This is a genomic window from Psychrobacter sp. NPDC078501 (assembly GCF_044900935.1).
Taxonomy (GTDB): domain Bacteria; phylum Pseudomonadota; class Gammaproteobacteria; order Pseudomonadales; family Moraxellaceae; genus Psychrobacter.
Genome location: NZ_JBJDOS010000008.1, coordinates 42,123 through 61,591, shown reverse-complemented (window position 1 = coordinate 61,591; position 19,469 = coordinate 42,123). Strand labels below are relative to the sequence as shown.

Genomic DNA, 19,469 nt, shown 5'->3' with positions numbered 1-19,469 from the left:
AAATAGAAAAAGCACAGACAAATCAAAGTTTTGAGCCGGTAAGGTTGTCTATTTGATTATCTGCTATCGAGAGTTGGCACAGTGCTTGTATCAATAAAAACATTGACGCTTTTATTTATCGTGGTGCGCTAGGCACGATAAATGGTGTACGCTGTATTTCTCCGTTATTATTCTGATATTACTGTAGCGAATGAACTGTAGTTAACGATTGGCAATAGAGTTCTTAACACATAGCAAATGATAGCTGTCATACAAAATACTGAAACATATTTAATTAGTAAATGAGTATATAAAATGAGTTGGGCCTCTTCTTTAGCATTAAGCTTTGACACTGTTAGCAGTACAAGTACGGCCAAAGAAGGTACGGCTGATAACTCAAAGACGCGGCTTTATCATCGTAAGCATACGGGTGCCTTGATGGTACAGCGTGCTCTGTATCCTGAGCCAAGCGTACAGCAGGGTATTTGTCACATACTGATGTTGTACCCGCCAGCCGGTATCGCAGGTGGCGATACGCTGTCCATAGACCTAAATTTAGATAGTGGTAGCCACGCTGTTATCACCACACCAGGTGCAGGTAAATGGTATGGCAAAGACAGCGTCAGTCAAAAACATAAAGCTCCGTTGGGCGACGACGTTACTCACCGAAGTATGAGCCAAGACGAGATAGCTGCCTATGCGAGCCAACACGTACAAGCCAACCTCGCAGCAGATACCCGTTTAGAATGGCTGCCGCAAGAGAGTATCATTTATAACGAAGCCAATATGCATGCAGTGAGCCGCTTCGATTTGACAGATTCATCTAGCCTACTGACATGGGAGATTAGCGTATTTGGGCGGCAAGCTTACGACGAGCAGTTTTTGCAAGGGCGTTATCATACTGGATTGAATATTTATCGAGAAGGTAAAGTAATCGTTGCTGAGCGAGTGGCGCAGGCAGCACAAAATCGCTGGTTTACCTCAAATTTAGGCTTAGCGAACCAGCATATTTATGGATCGTTTTGGGCAGTACCCAGCTTGAGCGACGTCCATGACAATCTTGCACTCTCCGCGTCACAAACTACGCAATCGACCGAAACAGCCCAAGCAACTATCAAGCAATCATTAACCCGCTATCTAGATAACTCCGTAGCAGCATTGCGCCAAGTCATTGCTCAAGCACAACTGCCTGTCTACTGCACGCATAATTGCCAAGCGATCAATATCCGCTACATCGGCTCAGATGTACGTGGTTGTTTTGAAGCGTTTTATCAGCTGAGAGAAGTCTTGCGAGATCATTGGTGGCAACTTGAGCCTTGTCGTCCACGTATTTGGGACACCTAATACGGCCACTTTTAATAATGAAACTAAGATATATTGCGACTATTTTTAATCGATATCATATGCTTTGAAAACCCCTAATCTGCTATAAATATAATGATAAGTACAATAAGGAATTGTCATGCACCTGACCCCAACAGAAAAAGACAAACTCATGCTATTTACCGCTGGTATGGTAGCAGAGCGCCGCAAAAATCGAGGTGTTAAGCTTAACTATCCCGAAGCCATCGCTTATATCAGTATGCTGCTGATGGAAGGCGCACGAGATGGTAAAAGAGTTGCCGAATTGATGAGTGAGGGTGCTACGTATCTGTCTGCTGATGATGTGATGGAAGGTGTCGCAGAGATGGTAGATGAAGTGCAAATCGAGGCGACCTTTCCTGATGGCACCAAACTGGTCACGGTACATAATCCTATCGTGTAACGCTGTATACCATTGTTATAGCACTAAAATGCTCACTATAAAATAAGGCGGCTACCATGCAAGCAGGCGAATACCATATCCAAGATGGCGATATTATCTTAAACCAAGGTCGACAGGTACAGACCATCAGTGTCAGTAATACTGGTGATAGACCTATTCAAGTCGGCTCGCATTATCACTTTTATGAAGTCAATGATGCCTTGAGTTTTGAGAGAGAGCAGACTCGGGGGTTTCGTCTCAATATTATCTCTGGGACCGCCGTACGTTTTGAGCCGGGCCAATCGCGGGAAATCGAATTGGTAGCATACGCTGGTAAGCAAGATGTATATGGTTTTGCGGGGCGTGTCATGGGCGCAGCTCATCCCGACGAAGCATCAGAGAGCACTACTGATAAGAAGGTAACCACTACTTCGCAGAAGCGAGTCAGTCGTCGTATTTATGCTGAGCATTTTGGCCCTACCACAGGCGATAAAGTCCGTCTTGCCGATACCGAGCTTTGGCTACAGGTTGAGGCGGATTTAACCAGTCATAAAGATACTGCTGTTGACCAAGCGAATACGTCACGAAGTGGTGAAAGTAGCAGCAAGCCTATTGAAATTAAAGGTGAAGAAGTCAAATTTGGCGGTGGTAAAGTCATCCGTGATGGTATGGGACAAGGACAATTACTAGGCGCGGAAGTTGCTGATACAGTTATTACCAATGCATTAGTCGTTGACTATACAGGCATCTATAAAGCGGATATCGGTATCAAAGATGGTCGTATCAGTGCCATTGGCAAAGCGGGCAATCCTGATATCCAGCCTGCCATCGATATTCCTATTGGCGGTGCTACCGAAATCATCTCTGGCGAAGGCAAAATCCTGACAGCAGGTGGCGTCGATAGTCATATTCATTTTATCGCACCCCAGCAGTGTGAGACGGCGCTTATGTCAGGGGTAACGACGATGCTGGGCGGCGGCACAGGGCCAGCTCAAGGTACGCTTGCCACCACCTGTACACCAGGGGCGTATCATATTGCCTCAATGCTAAAGTCCACCGATAGTATCCCTATGAATATTGGGCTACTGGGTAAAGGCAATGTAAGTGTGCCAGAACCCATTGCTGAACAAATAGAAGCAGGTGCCGTGGGGCTAAAGCTACATGAAGACTGGGGTACAACGCCGCAAGCTATTGATAACTGTTTGAGTGTCGCTGACGACTATGATGTGCAAGTGGCCATTCATACCGATACTTTAAATGAAAGTGGCTATCTCGAGAGTACACTAGCAGCTTTTAAAGATCGCTGTATCCATACTTTTCATACTGAAGGGGCGGGAGGTGGACATGCGCCCGATATTCTAAAGGCCATTGGCGAATCGCATGTGCTGCCATCTTCAACCAACCCAACGCGCCCATACACTGTCAATACTATTGATGAGCATCTCGATATGCTGATGGTTTGTCATCACCTAAGTCCTGCTATTGCTGAAGATGTGGCCTTTGCTGAGAGCCGTATTCGTCAAGAAACCATTGCCGCAGAAGATATCTTGCATGATTTGGGTGCTATCTCGATGATGAGTAGTGACTCACAAGCAATGGGGCGAGTGGGTGAAGTAGTCATCCGCACTTGGCAAACCGCGCACAAAATGAAAGTTCAACGTGGTCATTTGGCGCCAGATGCAACAGCGACCATTGAGGACGAGCAAGAGTACATCACTTTGACAGACTATGACCAAAGCGCGGACAACGATAACTTCCGTATCAAGCGCTATATCGCAAAATATACGATAAACCCTGCGATTACTCATGGTATTAGCGATATGGTCGGCTCAATCGAAGTGGGAAAATGGGCAGATATGGTGCTGTGGTCGCCCAAATTTTTTGGGGTAAAGCCTGAATGCATTATAAAAGGTGGTCTTATCGCTGCGGTACCGATGGGCGATATTAATGCCTCTATTCCTACTCCTCAGCCTGTGCATTATCGTCCTATGTTTGCGACATATCCAAAATCGGTTGCCCAGACTAGCATTACCTTTATGTCGCAAGCGGCGATCGACAAACAAGTAGATAAGCAGCTTGGGCTGACCAAAGTCATTCAGCCAGTACACGGTATCCGCAAGATTCGCAAAAGCGATATGCGCTTTAACAGCTACTGTCCAGATATGGACATCAATCCTGAGACCTATGAAGTACGCGCTGATGGTAAAACACTCACCTGTGAGCCAGCTGATGTACTACCCATGGCACAGCGTTACTTTTTATTTTAGAGCTTATGATGCACGTTTATAGGATCTCTAGGACAGTGAGCCATAAACCATGTATACCAATAGTCAGTTGGTTTCTTGAATGAGATCGTATCTTTATTCCCAACACTTTTACCATCAATACTATTGACCAATAGTTTGAGCAACAACAGCCAGAGAAGAATAATGAAAATATTTAATACCCGTTTAAGTACGCTTAGCGATGTCCAAAAAGCGCAATTGGCAGAACAGTATCAAGCCGATGATTATCTGCTGTTAGACTTTGATACTCGTCAGCATTCTCGCTTTAGAGCCATTACTGTTTCAGGTGAGGCAGTGGGTGTGGATCTACCTCGTACAGGCGTCTTAAAAGGCGATGATGTCCTTATCAACGCAGCAGGTGAGCTGATGCAAGTGATCGCTAAGCCACAAGCTGTGACCAAAGTGACTGCTGACAATGACTTTCTACTAATGAAAGGCGCTTATCATTTGGGCAATCGTCATGTGCCATTGATGTTTGACCACAGTTTTGATCAGGGTGATGGAGGCTATGCGCTATATTTTGAAAACGATCATGTACTTGCACAAATGCTAGAAAATCTTGGTTTACATATCGAGTCTACCTCAGTGCCATTTGAGCCTGAGACGGGCGCTTATCAAACGGGCCAAGGGCATTCGCATAGCCACGCTCACTCCCATGCACATCCGCATAGTGACTCTCATAGTCATCAGGAAAGTCATGACCATAGTCATGATGAAAGCCATAGCCACGAACACAGCCATCATGATGAGACTGTAGGGCAACCAAAGTGATGGTTTATACCAGTGCGCCGTCTGCTCAGCCGGACCAACTTGGACAGCTGCTGATGCTCGCATCGAGCAACTTACCCATCGGTAGCTATACCTATTCGCAAGGTGTTGAGTCAGCGATTGAGTCAGGCTTAATCTCTGATGAAGCCAGCACGCTGGTATTTATGCAGGACTATTTAGCGCTTGCTGTTATCGGCTACGAGTTGCCTGTATTAGGGCTAATAATGCTAGCGCTTGGTCAAGGTAATGATGTGCTAGCCGCAAATCTGGCACATGATTATCATGCGAGCTTAGAGAGTAAAGAGTTTGTACTTGAGTCTCAGCAACTGGCTCAAGCAATGGTATCTTGGCTCAACGAAGTGTTGAGTCTTGGTATACCGCCCGAAATACCTGAAGATGGATTTTTGCCGCTATTTGCTCATATTGCTCAGCATTGGCAGCTGCCATTAGCGCAGTCAATGACTACCTATGGATTTGCGCAATTAGAGAATATGGTGCTCGCTGCTGTGAAGACAGTGCCGCTAGGACAGATGGCAGGTCAGCGTATTCTGTGGCAATTACAAAGCGATTTGGGTGCTCAGGTTGATGCTTTAAGCGATGATGTACAGCATGTCTTTGATGCTCTAGTTATGTCGACAAACACGGCCAATACTGTAGGTAATAGTGAAGAGTCGGACTGTCAGCAGCTATGCCAAGACCTCTACGAATCGCTTAATATTTCTAATAACTTGCCCAATTTGGCTATCCTCTCGAGTATGCATGAGGAGCAATACAGTCGGTTGTTCCGATCATAACTGTACCTTTATTTCTATTTATACTTATTAATATACAAACTGTTTTAGGAAATCAATATGTCTCTAACTCCGCTCAAATCAAAAAACTCTCACGCTGCATTAGACGTACAGACTGATAGCGATAGCCAGAAACCGTCTTCTACTTTATCGTGCTTACGCCTTGGTATTGGTGGTCCAGTTGGTAGTGGTAAAACTGCTTTGACTTTAAGGCTATGCCAAAACCTGCGTGATACGGTCAATATGGCAGTGGTGACCAATGATATCTATACCAAAGAAGATTCAGAGTTTTTGACCCGTAACGATGCCATGCCTGCTGAGCGTATCCGCGGTGTAGAGACAGGCGGCTGTCCGCATACAGCTATTCGCGAAGATGCTTCTATTAATCTGACTGCGATTGCTGAGTTACAAGCCACTTTTGAAGGGTTAGAGTTGATTATCATTGAGTCAGGTGGCGACAATCTAGCTGCAACGTTTAGCCCAGAGTTGTCTGATTTGACCTTGTACGTTATTGATGTTTCTGCAGGCGATAAGATACCTCGTAAAGGTGGCCCTGGCATTACCAAGTCTGATTTATTGATTATCAATAAGACCGACCTTGCACCAATGGTTGGTGCTTCGCTTGAAGTGATGGAACGCGATGCCAAAAAAATGCGTGGCGACAAACCTTTTGTCTTTAGCAACATGAAAACAGGCGATGGGCTAAATGAGATTATCGCCTTTATTAAAGAACATGGCATGCTTGCTTAGCTAGTCGCCCACACCGACAATTAGAATAGTAATAATAAGGAAAAATCGCATGATAAAGACTTTAAAAAACTCTCGCTTCCCACAAGTGTTCTCAGCTCGTCACATCATGTCTGGTTCGGCTGTGATGATGACCTCACTAATGCTGCCGTCATTGGCGCAGGCGCATTCAGGTCATATTCACTCCACTACCACGCAAGCGGCATCGTTTTTAGGCACGTTGCAAGCAGGACTGATGCATCCAGTAACTGGCTTTGATCATCTGTTTTTGGCAGTAGGCATGGGCATGTTGTTTTATGGCCTGCAAAAGCAGCGCTTAGGCATGATGTCGTTGACGGCAGGATTGTCATTGGGTGCAATATTGGGCACGGCTGGCGTGCTGATTGGCGGTATGGCATTTGCTGCATCATCTGGGCTAATTGAAGTGGCAATATCACTGTCGGTAGTCGTATTGGCTATGGTCTTGATGAGCCAAAAAAGCAGACAAGAAGCATTCTCTGTGCAGACTCATACAGCACGCACGCCAAGTATTCAGCAGTTATCATTGTTTGGCTTTGGTGGTCTGGCGGTTTTTCATGGCATGGCACACGCGATGGAAGTACCAGCGAATGTCGGTGTAGGCGGTCAGCTAGGTTTTTATGCAGGGATGATGGTCACGATGCTAGCGCTATATGCAGTTGGTACGCTGGTTAGTCAGCAGTTGCAGCAACGCTTTAGCGATAGCCTGTGGTTACAGCGCGGGCTAGTACTGCTAGGATTGAGCGCCATATTTGCGCCTGTGTTGGTGTAAAGCGCGCTTTATAGTACAAGTACGATGCTTGTAAGTTAGATAGTTGTGGCTGATTTTATCTAGCTATCGAACGCCATAAAAAATGCGCCCCCGATCAAAAGGTCGGGGGCGCATTTTAGTTTTGATAACCGACTACAGCATATCTAAAAAGACAGCTTGTCGTATCAACTACATTGCTTGCTGCTGTTGTTGCTGAGCGGCTAGCAAGTCTTGATAGCTAACTTCTTTGTCAGTTACTTTACCTTGAGCGATCAAGTAATCTACTACTTGGTCTTCTAGTACAACAGACTCAATGTTAGCGCGCTGCTGCTTGTCATTGGTGTAGTACTCGATAACTTCTGCTGGATCTTCGTAGTTTTCAGCGGCTTCTTTGATGAAGGTTTCTACACGCTCTTGATCTACTTCTAAGCCTTTAGTATCGATAACACGGGCAACGATGATGCCAAGACGGGCAGCACGTAGCGCTTGCTCTTCAAATAGCTCATTTGGCAGCATGTCTTTATCGAAGCTATCAGCATTCGCACCGAACTGCTGAGAAAAACGTTGCATCATCATGTTGCGTTGACGCTCGATTTCTTGCTCTAGCATAGCGTTCGGTACATCAAACTCGTTCTTTTCTAACAATGCGTCAAAAGTCGCTTGCTTAACTTGGCTACGCGCAGCGTTTTTGATTTCGCGTTCCATGTTTTTGCGTACGTCTTCTTTCAACTTCTCAACGCCGCCTTCTTTTACGCCGAATAGCTCAAGGAACTCTTCGTTGATTTCAGGTAGCTTAGATTTTTCAACCAATTTTACGTTGATTTTGAACTGAGCTTCTTTACCAGCTAAGTTCTCAGCTTGGTAATCTTCTGGGAAAGTTACGTCGATAGTTTTTTCTTCGCCAGCTTTCATGCCTTTGATACCAGCTTCAAAACCTGGAATCATTTGGTTGCTACCGATAACTAGTTTGAAGTCTTCAGCAGAGCCGCCTTCGAATTTTTCGCCATCGATAGAGCCTTCAAAGTCAAAAGTCACTTGGTTGTCTTTCGCAGCCATGCCCTTTTTCTCAACGAATTCTTCACGTTGCTTTTGTAGGTTTTCGATCATAGTGTCAACGTCTTCTTCACTCACTTGTGCAGTGTGACGCTCAACTTCGATCTCATCGATACCTTGTACGTCTACTTCTGGGAAGATTTCAACAGTGGCTTGATATACCAAGAAATCGTCTTCAAGTTTTACGTCGTCGATGTTAGGCATGCCAACAGCACGGATGTCTTCAGATTTGATCGCTTCAAATACAGTATCACGGATTACATCGTTGATAACTTCTTGTTGAATGCCAGCACCGTACTGAGAGCGGATGTGTGACATAGGGACGTTACCTTTACGGAAACCGTCAATCTTGGCAGTTTTCGCAACTTGGCGAATACGGCCTTCAACTTTGTTTTGAATTTTTTCAACGGGCACTTTAACCGTTAGCTGGGTTTCTTTATTAGATAGCTTGTTGGTTGTGACTTGTAAATCTGTAGCCATGTTAATTACACCTTTAGGATTAAGTAGTACGTTTGATTAATGAAATAGTACTTAGGGTTAAATTGTAATAGACAGACCGCGCCTCAAATTACGGGCATGTACGACGGGCTGCCGTTGAAATAAATAGGGGATAGCGATAGCGCACAACGTCAAATTCAGTGCCAGTAGCAATCGCCGCTGATACCAAAAGGTGAATCTGCTGATGTTGTCCATGCTATCAAATATCGATAATAAACCGTTAATGCACCGCATAATAACGCTTTTTGGTGAATTATACAGCCAAATAACGGATTTCAACAAAATTTTAAAAGTAGAACAGTATAATCTATCTGTTTATTAAAGTAAAAATTATCTCTTTGATGGCATGTTTCCTTATGTTGCTTGCTCTTGTATAGCTTAATTTTATATAAAGAGTTAGCCATATTCATAATCAATAAATAAGATAACGGATAAGAAACAGCGATAAGGTTGTAAGCGCATTATGAGCATTGAGCGCGCTTACGGATAGTTATGAATAGAACAGCTATAAAGTACTTATAAAGGCAGCTGTGCCAATAGCTGCTGGATTGCCTGACCACGATGACTGATGCTGTTTTTATCAGCCGCGCTCAGACTAGCCGCACTGGCTTGCAAATCAGGTAACCAAAACAGTGGATCATAGCCAAAACCGCCGTCACCATGTAACGTATCCAAAATCTCGCCATGCCATAATCCTTGGGCGACAATCGGTAGCGGATCATCAGCATGACGCACCATTGCCAGTACGCAAACGAACATACCTTTGATCAGAGTATCTGGATTTGCTGCGCGGATAGGCTGCAAGTCAGCGATGAGCTTGGCATTGTTTTTACTATCGTTGCCGTGCTCACCAGCATAGCGAGCAGAGTAGATACCCGGTGCATTACCTAGTAAAGGCACGCACAGTCCTGAATCATCAGCAATAGCAGGCAGTCCACTGATACGGCTCGCATGACGGGCTTTGATAATAGCGTTTTCTACAAAGCTTAGACCATCCTCGATGGCGTCTTCAATATCAAGCTGACCTTGCGGGACAATCGTCACGTCCAAGTTCGCTTCGGCAAATAGCCGTTTAAACTCAGCCAATTTGCCTTTATTGTTACTGGCCAGTACCCATTGGTTGCCAGATGTCGGATGAGTAGCAGTTAACGAGGTATCAGTTGTGCTCATAGAGTCAGTCCGTTATATGAAAATGATGAAAAACTATTATTCGAGTAAGTTTTATTTATCTTCTGCAGTGCTAATCGGTAAATTATTTGTCGATTGAAGTAGTTACACTAACAATGATAACGCATGAGTTTAGAGTGGATGCAGTTACCGCTTAATAAATAACCAATCGCTATACAGATTGTACGGGCTATAACATTTGGTAACTGATATTATCGGTCACTATTGCTATAATAGATACCAAGCTACAGTGAATTATATCTTATAGCTTGTGAATATTAAGTTAATAAAAGTCTATAAAGTCAGAGACTTGGCTTTTTGGCGAAGAATAATAGCAATAAGTAACCGCTAGGTTAATTTTGGATTCATAATGATACGTGATACTGTATTGAGCAGTACCGTGTATCAAGCGATAAAGTTCATTTCAAACAATAAACTCAGCCAATTTAGTCCGCTATTTTATAGTGTTTTTTGCGGTGTAAAAATAGCGTAAAATTCAGTTTCTATAAGCAAGTTTTTATAAACTAACGGCTAAACAGCAAGGATAAAATAATTATGTCAAACATTACTTTACCAGACCTACCATATGCAAAAGATGCACTAGAGCCACATATCAGTGCCGAAACGCTAGAGTATCATCATGACAAGCATCATGCTGCTTATGTAAACAAGCTAAAAGACATGCTGCCAGGTTCTGGTCTAGAAGACAAAACTTTGCCAGAAATCATCGTAGCGACTGCTAAAGATGACAGCAAGCAAGGTATGTTCAACCAAGCAGCGCAAGTATGGAACCACACGTTCTATTGGAACTGCATGACGCCAACGAACGGCGGCGGCGAACCTACTGGTGATCTAAAAGCAAAAATCGAAGAAGATTTCGGTAGCTACGACAAGTTCCGTGAAGAGTTCAAAAACGCAGCATTGACTCAGTTTGGTTCAGGTTGGGCATGGCTAGTCGCTGATAAAGTCGGTGGCAAACTGTCAATCGCTAAAACAGCTAACGCTGACACCCCACTTGCACATGACCAAGTAGCGGTATTGACTTGTGATGTATGGGAACACGCGTACTATGTAGATTACCGTAACCGTCGTCCTGACTATGTTGATACGTTCCTAGACAAGCTAGTGAACTGGGACTACGCAAATGCAAAATACAAAGGTCAAGATGCTGGCGTTGAAGAGTAATCTTTAACAACTAAGTATTTGATTGAAAAAAAGGACACCGCGAGGTGTCCTTTTTTTGTGATAACTTTCTATAATAACTTTCTATTTCGATATTTGATTAAAACATATTTTTGATAGAGCATTGCCATTACGATATTAGGCGATACCGCCGTTTGCGCCGATATTTTGTCCAGTAACCCAAGCCGCTTCTTCACTCACCAAAAATGCCACCACACGGGCGATATCGACTGGCTCACCGATACGGTTAAACGGTGACATGCTAGCGAGGCTTTCTACCGTGTCATCTGCTTTTCCTTCATGGAACAGCTCAGTATCGGTAGGGCCGGGTGACACTGCATTAACTGTAATTCCTCGCGTGCCAACCTCTTTAGAGAAGATTCTGGTCAGCTGATCTACCGCGCCTTTGGTCGCACAGTAAGTGCCGTAACTAGGTAGCAGCATACGAGTGGTTGTACTTGAGAGATTGACGATACGGCCGCCGTCATTAAGTTTAGTCGCTGCCTCACGCAATGTATTAAACGTGCCTTTTACATTAATAGCAAATATACGGTCAAAGTCTTCATCGGTAGTCTCGGCAATGGGTTTATTAATCATTATGCCTGCGCTATTTATTAAGATATCTGGCTGACCAAACGCGCTGATAGTGGCATCAAACATTGCTTCGACTTGTTTGGCATTACTGACATCTGCTTGCACAGCGATGGCTTCACCGCCTGCGGATTTAATCTGACTTACGATATCATTGGCTGCTGAATCATCATTTGCATAATTAATGACGGTTTTAGCCCCTGATTCTGCAAGTGATAAGGCTATCTGTGCGCCGATGCCTTTTGATGAACCGGTTACAATCGCGACTTTATTATTTAGTGTTGTCATCGATACTTTCTCCAATAGTATAAGTGAATATCAGTACGCTTATACGGCGTTTTGACTGATGTCTCTTGATTAGTAGGATATAAGTTAACAGTGTGCCAGACCAATAAGTAGAGCGATTCTGTATGCTTGTTTTGGATAAATTTATCTATTGTGTCTATGCGGATGTAAAGCATAGAGTTTAAGAGGTTGGCGTGGAAAGTTAGTCTCTAGCTATTGAGAGTTTGGATGAGAAAAAGGATATGGCGAGGTATTATTTTTTTGTTTGTATACCGTTTAAAACGGAGGGATTTCGGTTTCGAGCATAGTGACTGGGCTTACTTTATTTTCAATTAGTGACGTCAAACCTTTTGCTTTAACAACCAACTCTTTCAATATATCTACTGATAACTCAACTCTAATATTTTCTTTGTCATAACCTGCTCGATGTACACAATGGTGTCTAATTGCAACAGCTTTAAATAGCCAGCCAATATCGCCAAACTCGCAATTTAAAACATCCCTATACATTGGTTTTACTTTTTCAAGATCATGGAATATTAAATTTTCTAAGTAAGTAGCAACGGTAAGCTTTAATTTTTCTTGTTCTTCAAAAATCTCTTTAAGAGTAAATTTTGTTTTTGAAAAGCTAGGATCAGTTTCAATAAGTTTTCTAGTTAACTCTTCAGAGTTGGTTACCTTCTGTATAAAAGTAGAAGATAAATAGGCTTCTACCGCAGCAACTACATGACCATACAGCATAACTAATAAGCTAAAATAAGCTTCTTCATCAATATCAGCTTCAAGAATTTTCTCAACACTTTTTATATGATTCTGAAAAATATCAATTTGAGTTTCGTTTTGAATCAACCATGCCAATTCATCTTCATCTGACTCTGAAAAATAGGGCATGTCATAATTTACATCAGTACCTCCGTAATTCACAGAACAATCTGCTCTGTCAAATGTGTTCACCACATACACTTCATGTTGTGTGTTACATGATTTACAGCAAATCTGGTCAAAATTTTCTACGCCACTATCTTTATTTTTTTCCGCTGTAAAATTAGGCATCGGAACATCAATGGTTTCTTCTATTTGCTCACCACATTCACATAAGAATGATATATCCATTAGCATCATCTGATAAGTATTCCTCTAATAACAGTTTGATTCACGTATTTACGCGACCTTAAATGATAAGTTGTGTTCTAATAAATGTAGTCTACAACACCTCAAACCCAAACTTGCCCAACGCTTCACGCAGCATCGCAATATTATAATAAGCATGTGCATTGACGGTATTTTGAAAGAAGATATATAGCGTATCGAAATGCTGACGCTGATTAGCAATCGCTTGTGCCCAGTCCTGCATCTCAGCTTCGCTATAGCGATAATCATGACGATCAGCCGCACTCATCGCATCCCACCAGCCCGTATTATTGCCGTGCATGCGCAGATAGCCAGTGCGCTCAGTAAATATCAATCGTGACGGTGGCAACCCGCTGACTTTGGGGTAATCAACACTACACCAAATGAGACCTTGTTGTACAAAACTATCGACCACTTGCGGCGTGTGCCAGCCGTTATGACGAAACTCAATGGTCAGTGGATAGTCTTGAAACCAACTGACAAGCTCTGCCAGATAAAGGCGATGCTCACGAGTACGGTCAAAGCCATGTGGGAACTGAAGTAATAAAGGTGCCAAAGCATTTGCTTCGATAAGCGGTGATAAGGCGTTTAGAAATGCCTGTGCATGTTCGGCAGTGCCTTTACGTGCATGAGTAAAGTCTTGATGCAATTTGACGGCGAACTTCAACTGGCTGTCGGCTTGTACATAAGCTTTATCAACCATCCCAGCAAAGGCTTTTTGTCCGATGGGCGCATAAAAGGTGCTGTTGATTTCTACTGCGCCGTATTGTTTGGCATATTCACGTAAGAAATCGTTTTTTTTGGTGCCGGTGGGATACAGCGTACCGAGTAGGTCGGTATCGCTATAGCCACCAGTGCCAAGGTAAATGCGCGGGGTAGGGGAACTATCCATGTTGACCACTCACTGCCGTTTTGGGTAATGAAATTTACTAAGATATCTGCTTTCAGCTGCTATTCGACAAGCTACTTTTTACGAGACCATAGCCATTCAATCAGTGCCAGTAGCGCATCATTATCTGTGCCAACGGCATATTCATTGTCGCTAAACTCACGACTATGTAGTTCATGAGAAATGGCTGCGCGTCCGTCATTAAATAGCGATTGCGCATAGCTGGTGGCATTATCGACACCCATTAGTTTTACATAGGTAGATTTGTCTAGTTTTTCATCGCTACCCGCAGGCTTACCAAGCGTATAAGTCGTCATGGTGACGTCTAGCACATCGTCTTGGACTTGAAAGGCCAGACCGATATGTTGCGCGCACTCTTGTAATGCCATGCGCTGTGGGGCCGTTGCACCAGCACAGACGCCGCCCATGAGCATTGCCGCTTCAATCAACGCCCCTGTCTTATCACGGTGAATGGCTTCCAAATTATCCTGCGCGATATTGGCACTGGCTTCGGCATTGAGGTCTAGCATTTGACCTGACACCATGCGTCTGGCGCGCGGAGCAAATATTGCCATGAGCTGACTTGCGATAGTTGCATCGAATGGCGCAAAAGTTGGCATCTCTGCAGTTAGTACTTCAAACGCTAGTGTCTGCAATACATCTCCTGCCAGCAGAGCCGTCGCTTCATCAAAAGCGATATGCGCAGTCGGCTGACCACGGCGAAGCTCATCATCGTCCATACACGGCAGGTCGTCATGTACCAGTGAGTAGGTATGTAGTAGCTCTACGGCCAATGCAGCACGGCGCGACATATCATAGTCTGAGTCGTTTTCTAGTAGAGTGTCCAGATCAGCATCGAGAGTATCGATATCATCATTAAGCTCGTCTGTACGTTCATTATTACTGCTATTAATACTGGCAAAAGCGCTGGCAACCATCAGTGGACGTACCAGTTTGCCTTGACCCGTCATCACATAACGGCAAGCATCTACTAGCGGGCTAGGGAGCTTGGCATAAGCGAACAAGACCTCGATATCTTGCGCCAATTGCTCGCGCACAGCACCATGAAACTGCTCAGTGCTTTGAAAAGAGACAAGGTTAGAAGGGATAACGCCAGTAGAGGTAGTACTAGAAGTAAGGGAAACAGTCATAATCCAACCATTTATCAGGGATACAGTAAAACTTATTAGGGATAAGATAAAAACGCTATTAGTGTAGCATGATAGGTCATATTGCTTATGTGTCACACGGTATCAATTGATTGTTTTTTGCATTTTTCTACCGAAGGCTATTCGAAAGTAGAGCAATCTTAGCTGCAATATAACGACAAGATTTCGTTACCGATGGATGATGTCACTCTCTGGTTGAATATGTTCTGATAAAAGAGCAAGCTAGGCTGACACGTTAATTTTATTACCGTAGAAAAATGGTACTTAATAGCCATCACTAACCAAATAGCATTTATTTAGTAGCGCTAACGGACAGTCGTTCCAAAGACGGCATGCATGAAGTCAACGACACGAAATAAATCTAAATTAACAATTCAGTATACATTTATTCACTAAAACACTTTTATCGCAAGGTAAATGCCTGCAAGTGATTTAAGAGTGACTTGCGAGTATGGTATTAGCTTGTGACAGTTAGGGGCATAATCCCCTACACTAATTGACGTGAAAATGGTCTGATGGTGACCCTACTGGGTTTTTTCTCAGGATGTTCAATCGTCGATACCGAGTGTTAGACCAAGTCTCAGTCAATATTTTGAACATCAGTACCTGCAACAGCAGTATATAAATGAAGCGTCATATGATGTCATGTAAGAGACGCAAAATACGTGCATCATGATGAACGCTGGATAATAAAGACATCTTCACTTGTGAGCTGGTTATATGTTTGTCTTTATAACATGACAAGCGCACAGTGCTATTACCCATTTTACTAACAGTAACTGGCTATTTATTTTAATTCAAAACGTAGCTTTCGTTATATAGAAAGGAGTTTCAAATGGTATACCAAGGAAATCGCATCACGGTGACAATGCTAGAGGATGGCATCGCCAACATGCAGTACAACGCCGAAAATGAGAGCGTGAACAAATTTGATGCCGAAACCAACAAACAGTTTGGTGAAGCAGTTAGTGCGTTAGAAAAAGCCGACAACGTAAAAGGTCTTATCGTTACTTCAGCCAAAGGCGTGTTTATCGCTGGTGCTGACATCACAGAATTCGTCGGTTCTTTCAAAAAATCAGAAAGCGAGATCAAAGATTGGGTCGTTCATGTTAATGACGCTTTCAATCGTTTTGAAGACCTACCATTCCCGAAAGTTGCGGCTATCAATGGCGCGGCGATGGGCGGCGGTTGTGAAATGACTTTGGTTTGTGAATACCGTGTCATGAGTGACAAAGCCATCATCGGTTTGCCAGAAACTCAGCTAGGTATCTTCCCAGGTTTTGGCGGTACAGTTCGTAGTACGCGTATCATCGGTATCGATAACGCACTTGAGCTGATCGCGACTGGTAGCCCAAAGAAAGCATTGGCAGCATTGAAGCTAGGCTTGGTTGATGCGACTGTACCTGCTGATGATTTGCAAGATGCAGCAATTGACCTAGTCAAAAAATGTATCTCAGGTGAGCTTGATTGGAAAGCAAAACGTGAAGAAAAACTGGCTCCAGTTAAGCTAAACCAGCTTGAGCAAGCGATGGCGTTCAACAGTGCTAAAGGTGCTATTTTCGCTAAAGCCAATCCTAAGCAATACCCAGCACCAGCAATCGCTATCGAAACGATTGAAAAGCACGTTAATTTATCACGTGACAAAGCAATCGAAGTAGAAGCTGCTGGTTTTGCAAAAGCCGCTAAGACGCCACAAGCAGAAAGCTTGGTTGGTCTATTCTTAAACGATCAGCTAGTCAAAAAACTGGCCAAAAAACACAGCAAACAAGCACATGACATCAGTGAAGCTGCGGTACTAGGCGCTGGTATCATGGGTGGCGGTATCGCTTATCAAGCAGCCAGCAAAGGTTTGCCAATCATCATGAAAGATATCAAGTCTGAGCAATTAGACCTTGGTATGGGTGAAGCGAGCAAACTGCTTGGCAAAATGGTAGAACGCGGCAAGATGACCCCAGCAAAAATGGGTGAAACCTTAAGCCGTATCCGTCCTACTTTGAACTACGGTGATTTTGCTGAGACTGATATCGTTATCGAAGCGGTCGTAGAAAATCCAAACGTGAAGCGTGCGGTACTAAAAGAAGTAGAAGGCTTGGTAAAAGACGACTGTATCCTAGCGTCAAACACTTCGACTATCTCTATTACGTTCCTAGCAGAAGCGCTTGAGCGTCCAGAAAACTTCGTTGGTATGCATTTCTTCAACCCAGTACACCGTATGCCATTGGTAGAAGTTATCCGCGGTGAGAAATCATCTGAAGAAGCCATCGCAACTACTGTTGCCCTTGCTTCTAAAATGGGTAAAGTGCCAGTAGTTGTGAATGACTGCCCAGGTTTCCTCGTAAACCGTGTATTGTTCCCATACTTTGGCGCGTTTGACTTGCTACTGAAGCAAGGTGCTGATTTTGCTCATGTCGATAAAGTTATGGAAAAATTCGGCTGGCCGATGGGTCCTGCTTACCTAATCGACGTGGTTGGTCTAGATACTGGTGTACATGGTGCAGCAGTGATGGCTGACGGTTTCCCTGATCGTATGAAGCCTGATTATAAAGGTGCTATCCAGCATCTATATGACAATGAGCGTCTGGGTCAGAAAAACGGTATCGGTTTCTATAAGTACGAAATGGACAAGCGCGGCAAGCCAAAGAAAGTTGCTGACGAAGCCACTTACGAGCTGCTAAAAGACACGACCGATAGCGAAAAGCAAACGTTTGACGATCAAGCAATCATTGATCGCACTATGATTGCCTTCTGCAACGAAACCGTTCGCTGCCTAGAAGACAACATCGTGAGCACGCCAAGCGAGGCCGATATGGCGATGATCATGGGTGTAGGTTTCCCTCCATTCCGTGGTGGCCCTTGCCGTTATGTCGACCAAATGGGTCTAGATAACTACTTGGCACTATGTGAAAAATACGCACATCTTGGCAAAGCTTATGAAGCGCCACAAAAGATTCGCGACATGGCAGCCGCAGGCGAGACTTTTTACGCAACAGCGTAATAGTCAGTCATTACTAGGATGAAGTGCAGTACGTTTGCTATTTTGCATGAAAGCAATTGAGACATGAATCGTCTCCAATAGCGAACGTACGATTATAGTTGGTTCAGTTTAATGCTAGTACGAGGAAATCAAGCGCAAATGTACCTATTGTACTTTGAGCAAGATTAACAAGGTAATAGTCGTAAATTGGGCTGACTACACTGACAATAAAAATTGAAAAGGAATATGGTATGACAACTTTAAGTCCAAAAGATGTGGTCATCGTAGATGGCGTACGCTCGGCAATGGGCAAAACCAAAAACGGTATGTTCCGTCATGTACGTGCTGACAGCATGTCAGCGGAACTAGTACGTGCGCTAGTAGAGCGTAATGACTTTGACACCAATGATATCGAAGACATTATCTGGGGCTGTGTAAACCAGACGCTAGAGCAAGGCTTGAACATCGGTCGTAACATCGGTTTGCTAGCTGATATCCCAAAGACTGCTGGTGGCCAAACGGTTAACCGTCTATGTGGTTCTTCTATGCAGGCGCTACATACTGCTGCTGCACAAATCATGACCAACCAAGGTGATGTATTCATCATCGGTGGTGTTGAGCACATGGGTCACGTCGGCATGATGCACGGTGTTGATTTAAACCCTGCTGCTTCTAAGCATTATGCAAAAGCGTCAAACATGATGGGCTTGACTGCTGAAATGCTAGGTCGTATGAACAATATCACGCGCGAAGAGCAAGACGCGTTTGGTCTTGAATCACATCGCCGTGCATGGGCTGCAACCACTGAAGGTCGTTTTGACAATGAAATCATCGGTATCGAAGGTCATGATGCTGCTGGTCGTCTGCAACTATGTACGGTTGATGAAGTGATTCGTCCAGATGCAACGATGGAGCAAATGCAAAAGCTACGTCCAGCGTTTGATCCAAAAGGCGGTACAGTAACAGCGGCAACCTCATCTGCATTATCTGACGGTGCGTCAGCGATGCTAGTAATGAGCGCACAAAAAGCCAAAGATCTAGGTCTAAAGCCACGTGCCCGTATCCGTAGTATGGCTGTTGCTGGTTGTGATGCTGCTATCATGGGTTATGGTCCTGTACCTGCTACACAAAAAGCATTGAAGCGTGCTGGCATGAGCATCGATGACATGCAAACCATCGAGCTAAACGAAGCATTTGCTGCTCAAGGTCTATCAGTATTAAAAGGTCTAAACCTATCTGATAAGCAAGACATCGTTAACATCAACGGTGGTGCCATTGCTCTAGGTCATCCACTAGGATGTTCAGGTGCTCGTATCACAGTGACATTGCTAAACGCGATGGAGCAGTCAGATACTGAAATCGGTCTAGCGACAATGTGTATTGGTCTTGGCCAAGGTATCGCTACTATTATTGAGCGTGTTTAATCTTATTTATATAAACAAGATTA

Annotated in this window: 16 protein-coding genes; 10 read left to right on the top strand and 6 right to left on the bottom strand. The window is 44.0% G+C overall.

Going from position 1 to position 19,469, the window contains the following annotated elements; all coding sequences use genetic code 11:
* Window positions 1-294: 294 nt before the first annotated feature.
* The 7 genes from ACI2IW_RS11925 (at window position 295) to ACI2IW_RS11895 (ending at window position 7,104) form a co-directional block, all read left to right on the top strand.
* On the top strand, window positions 295-1,323 hold the full coding sequence (locus tag ACI2IW_RS11925; RefSeq protein ID WP_404693773.1) for an urease accessory protein UreD: 1,029 nt from the start codon (window positions 295-297) through the stop codon (window positions 1,321-1,323).
* Window positions 1,324-1,441: 118 nt separating this feature from the next.
* Window positions 1,442-1,744, top strand: coding sequence for an urease subunit gamma (gene ureA / locus ACI2IW_RS11920; protein ID WP_057761815.1), 303 nt, complete (start codon window positions 1,442-1,444; stop codon window positions 1,742-1,744).
* A 56-nt stretch (window positions 1,745-1,800) separates the two neighbouring features.
* Window positions 1,801-3,990 carry an urease subunit alpha gene (ureC, locus tag ACI2IW_RS11915; RefSeq protein ID WP_404693772.1) on the top strand — a complete coding sequence of 730 codons (2,190 nt, stop codon included), beginning with the start codon at window positions 1,801-1,803 and terminating at the stop codon, window positions 3,988-3,990.
* Between the two features lie 162 nt (window positions 3,991-4,152).
* Complete coding sequence (gene ureE, locus ACI2IW_RS11910) at window positions 4,153-4,779, top strand: urease accessory protein UreE (protein ID WP_404693771.1); 627 nt, start codon at window positions 4,153-4,155, stop codon at window positions 4,777-4,779.
* Entirely contained in the window at window positions 4,779-5,570 is a 792-nt protein-coding gene (locus ACI2IW_RS11905; protein WP_404693795.1) for an urease accessory protein UreF, read from the top strand. The genes ureE and ACI2IW_RS11905 overlap by 1 nt, the downstream gene beginning before the upstream one ends.
* A 57-nt stretch (window positions 5,571-5,627) precedes the next feature.
* Window positions 5,628-6,317, top strand: coding sequence for an urease accessory protein UreG (gene ureG, locus ACI2IW_RS11900; protein WP_404693770.1), 690 nt, complete (start codon window positions 5,628-5,630; stop codon window positions 6,315-6,317).
* A 49-nt stretch (window positions 6,318-6,366) separates the two neighbouring features.
* Window positions 6,367-7,104 (top strand): HupE/UreJ family protein, encoded by a 738-nt coding sequence (locus tag ACI2IW_RS11895; RefSeq protein ID WP_404693769.1) that lies wholly within the window; start codon window positions 6,367-6,369, stop codon window positions 7,102-7,104.
* Between the two features lie 168 nt (window positions 7,105-7,272).
* Here the strand turns inward: ACI2IW_RS11895 and tig are convergent, their stop codons facing one another.
* The gene (gene tig / locus ACI2IW_RS11890; RefSeq protein ID WP_102091742.1) at window positions 7,273-8,616 is read right to left on the bottom strand and encodes a trigger factor; all 1,344 of its coding nucleotides are present in this window, start codon (window positions 8,614-8,616) and stop codon (window positions 7,273-7,275) included.
* A gap of 534 nt (window positions 8,617-9,150) precedes the next feature.
* Window positions 9,151-9,804, bottom strand: a complete 654-nt coding sequence (gene rdgB / locus ACI2IW_RS11885) for an RdgB/HAM1 family non-canonical purine NTP pyrophosphatase (protein ID WP_404693768.1) — start codon at window positions 9,802-9,804, stop codon at window positions 9,151-9,153.
* Window positions 9,805-10,356: 552 nt separating this feature from the next.
* On the opposite strand from rdgB, the gene ACI2IW_RS11880 reads away from it, so the two are divergent.
* Window positions 10,357-10,986, top strand: a complete 630-nt coding sequence (locus ACI2IW_RS11880) for a superoxide dismutase (protein WP_101205324.1) — start codon at window positions 10,357-10,359, stop codon at window positions 10,984-10,986.
* A gap of 135 nt (window positions 10,987-11,121) precedes the next feature.
* On the opposite strand, the gene ACI2IW_RS11875 is transcribed toward ACI2IW_RS11880, so the two are convergent.
* From ACI2IW_RS11875 to ACI2IW_RS11860, 4 genes are all read right to left on the bottom strand, one after another.
* Window positions 11,122-11,862, bottom strand: coding sequence for an SDR family oxidoreductase (locus ACI2IW_RS11875; protein WP_404693767.1), 741 nt, complete (start codon window positions 11,860-11,862; stop codon window positions 11,122-11,124).
* A gap of 273 nt (window positions 11,863-12,135) precedes the next feature.
* Window positions 12,136-12,981: a hypothetical protein gene (locus tag ACI2IW_RS11870; RefSeq protein ID WP_404693766.1), complete on the bottom strand. Its 846-nt coding sequence runs from the start codon at window positions 12,979-12,981 to the stop codon at window positions 12,136-12,138.
* Between the two features lie 82 nt (window positions 12,982-13,063).
* The gene (locus tag ACI2IW_RS11865; RefSeq protein WP_404693765.1) at window positions 13,064-13,882 is read right to left on the bottom strand and encodes a DUF72 domain-containing protein; all 819 of its coding nucleotides are present in this window, start codon (window positions 13,880-13,882) and stop codon (window positions 13,064-13,066) included.
* A 71-nt stretch (window positions 13,883-13,953) separates the two neighbouring features.
* Window positions 13,954-15,030, bottom strand: a complete 1,077-nt coding sequence (locus ACI2IW_RS11860; protein WP_404693764.1) for a polyprenyl synthetase family protein — start codon at window positions 15,028-15,030, stop codon at window positions 13,954-13,956.
* A gap of 853 nt (window positions 15,031-15,883) precedes the next feature.
* Between ACI2IW_RS11860 and fadB the strand changes: the two genes are divergently transcribed.
* A complete protein-coding gene (gene fadB, locus ACI2IW_RS11855) occupies window positions 15,884-18,043 on the top strand; it encodes a fatty acid oxidation complex subunit alpha FadB (protein ID WP_404693763.1) in 2,160 nt (719 codons plus the stop codon).
* A 230-nt stretch (window positions 18,044-18,273) separates the two neighbouring features.
* The gene (gene fadA / locus ACI2IW_RS11850; RefSeq protein ID WP_404693762.1) at window positions 18,274-19,446 is read left to right on the top strand and encodes an acetyl-CoA C-acyltransferase FadA; all 1,173 of its coding nucleotides are present in this window, start codon (window positions 18,274-18,276) and stop codon (window positions 19,444-19,446) included.
* Window positions 19,447-19,469: the final 23 nt, after the last annotated feature.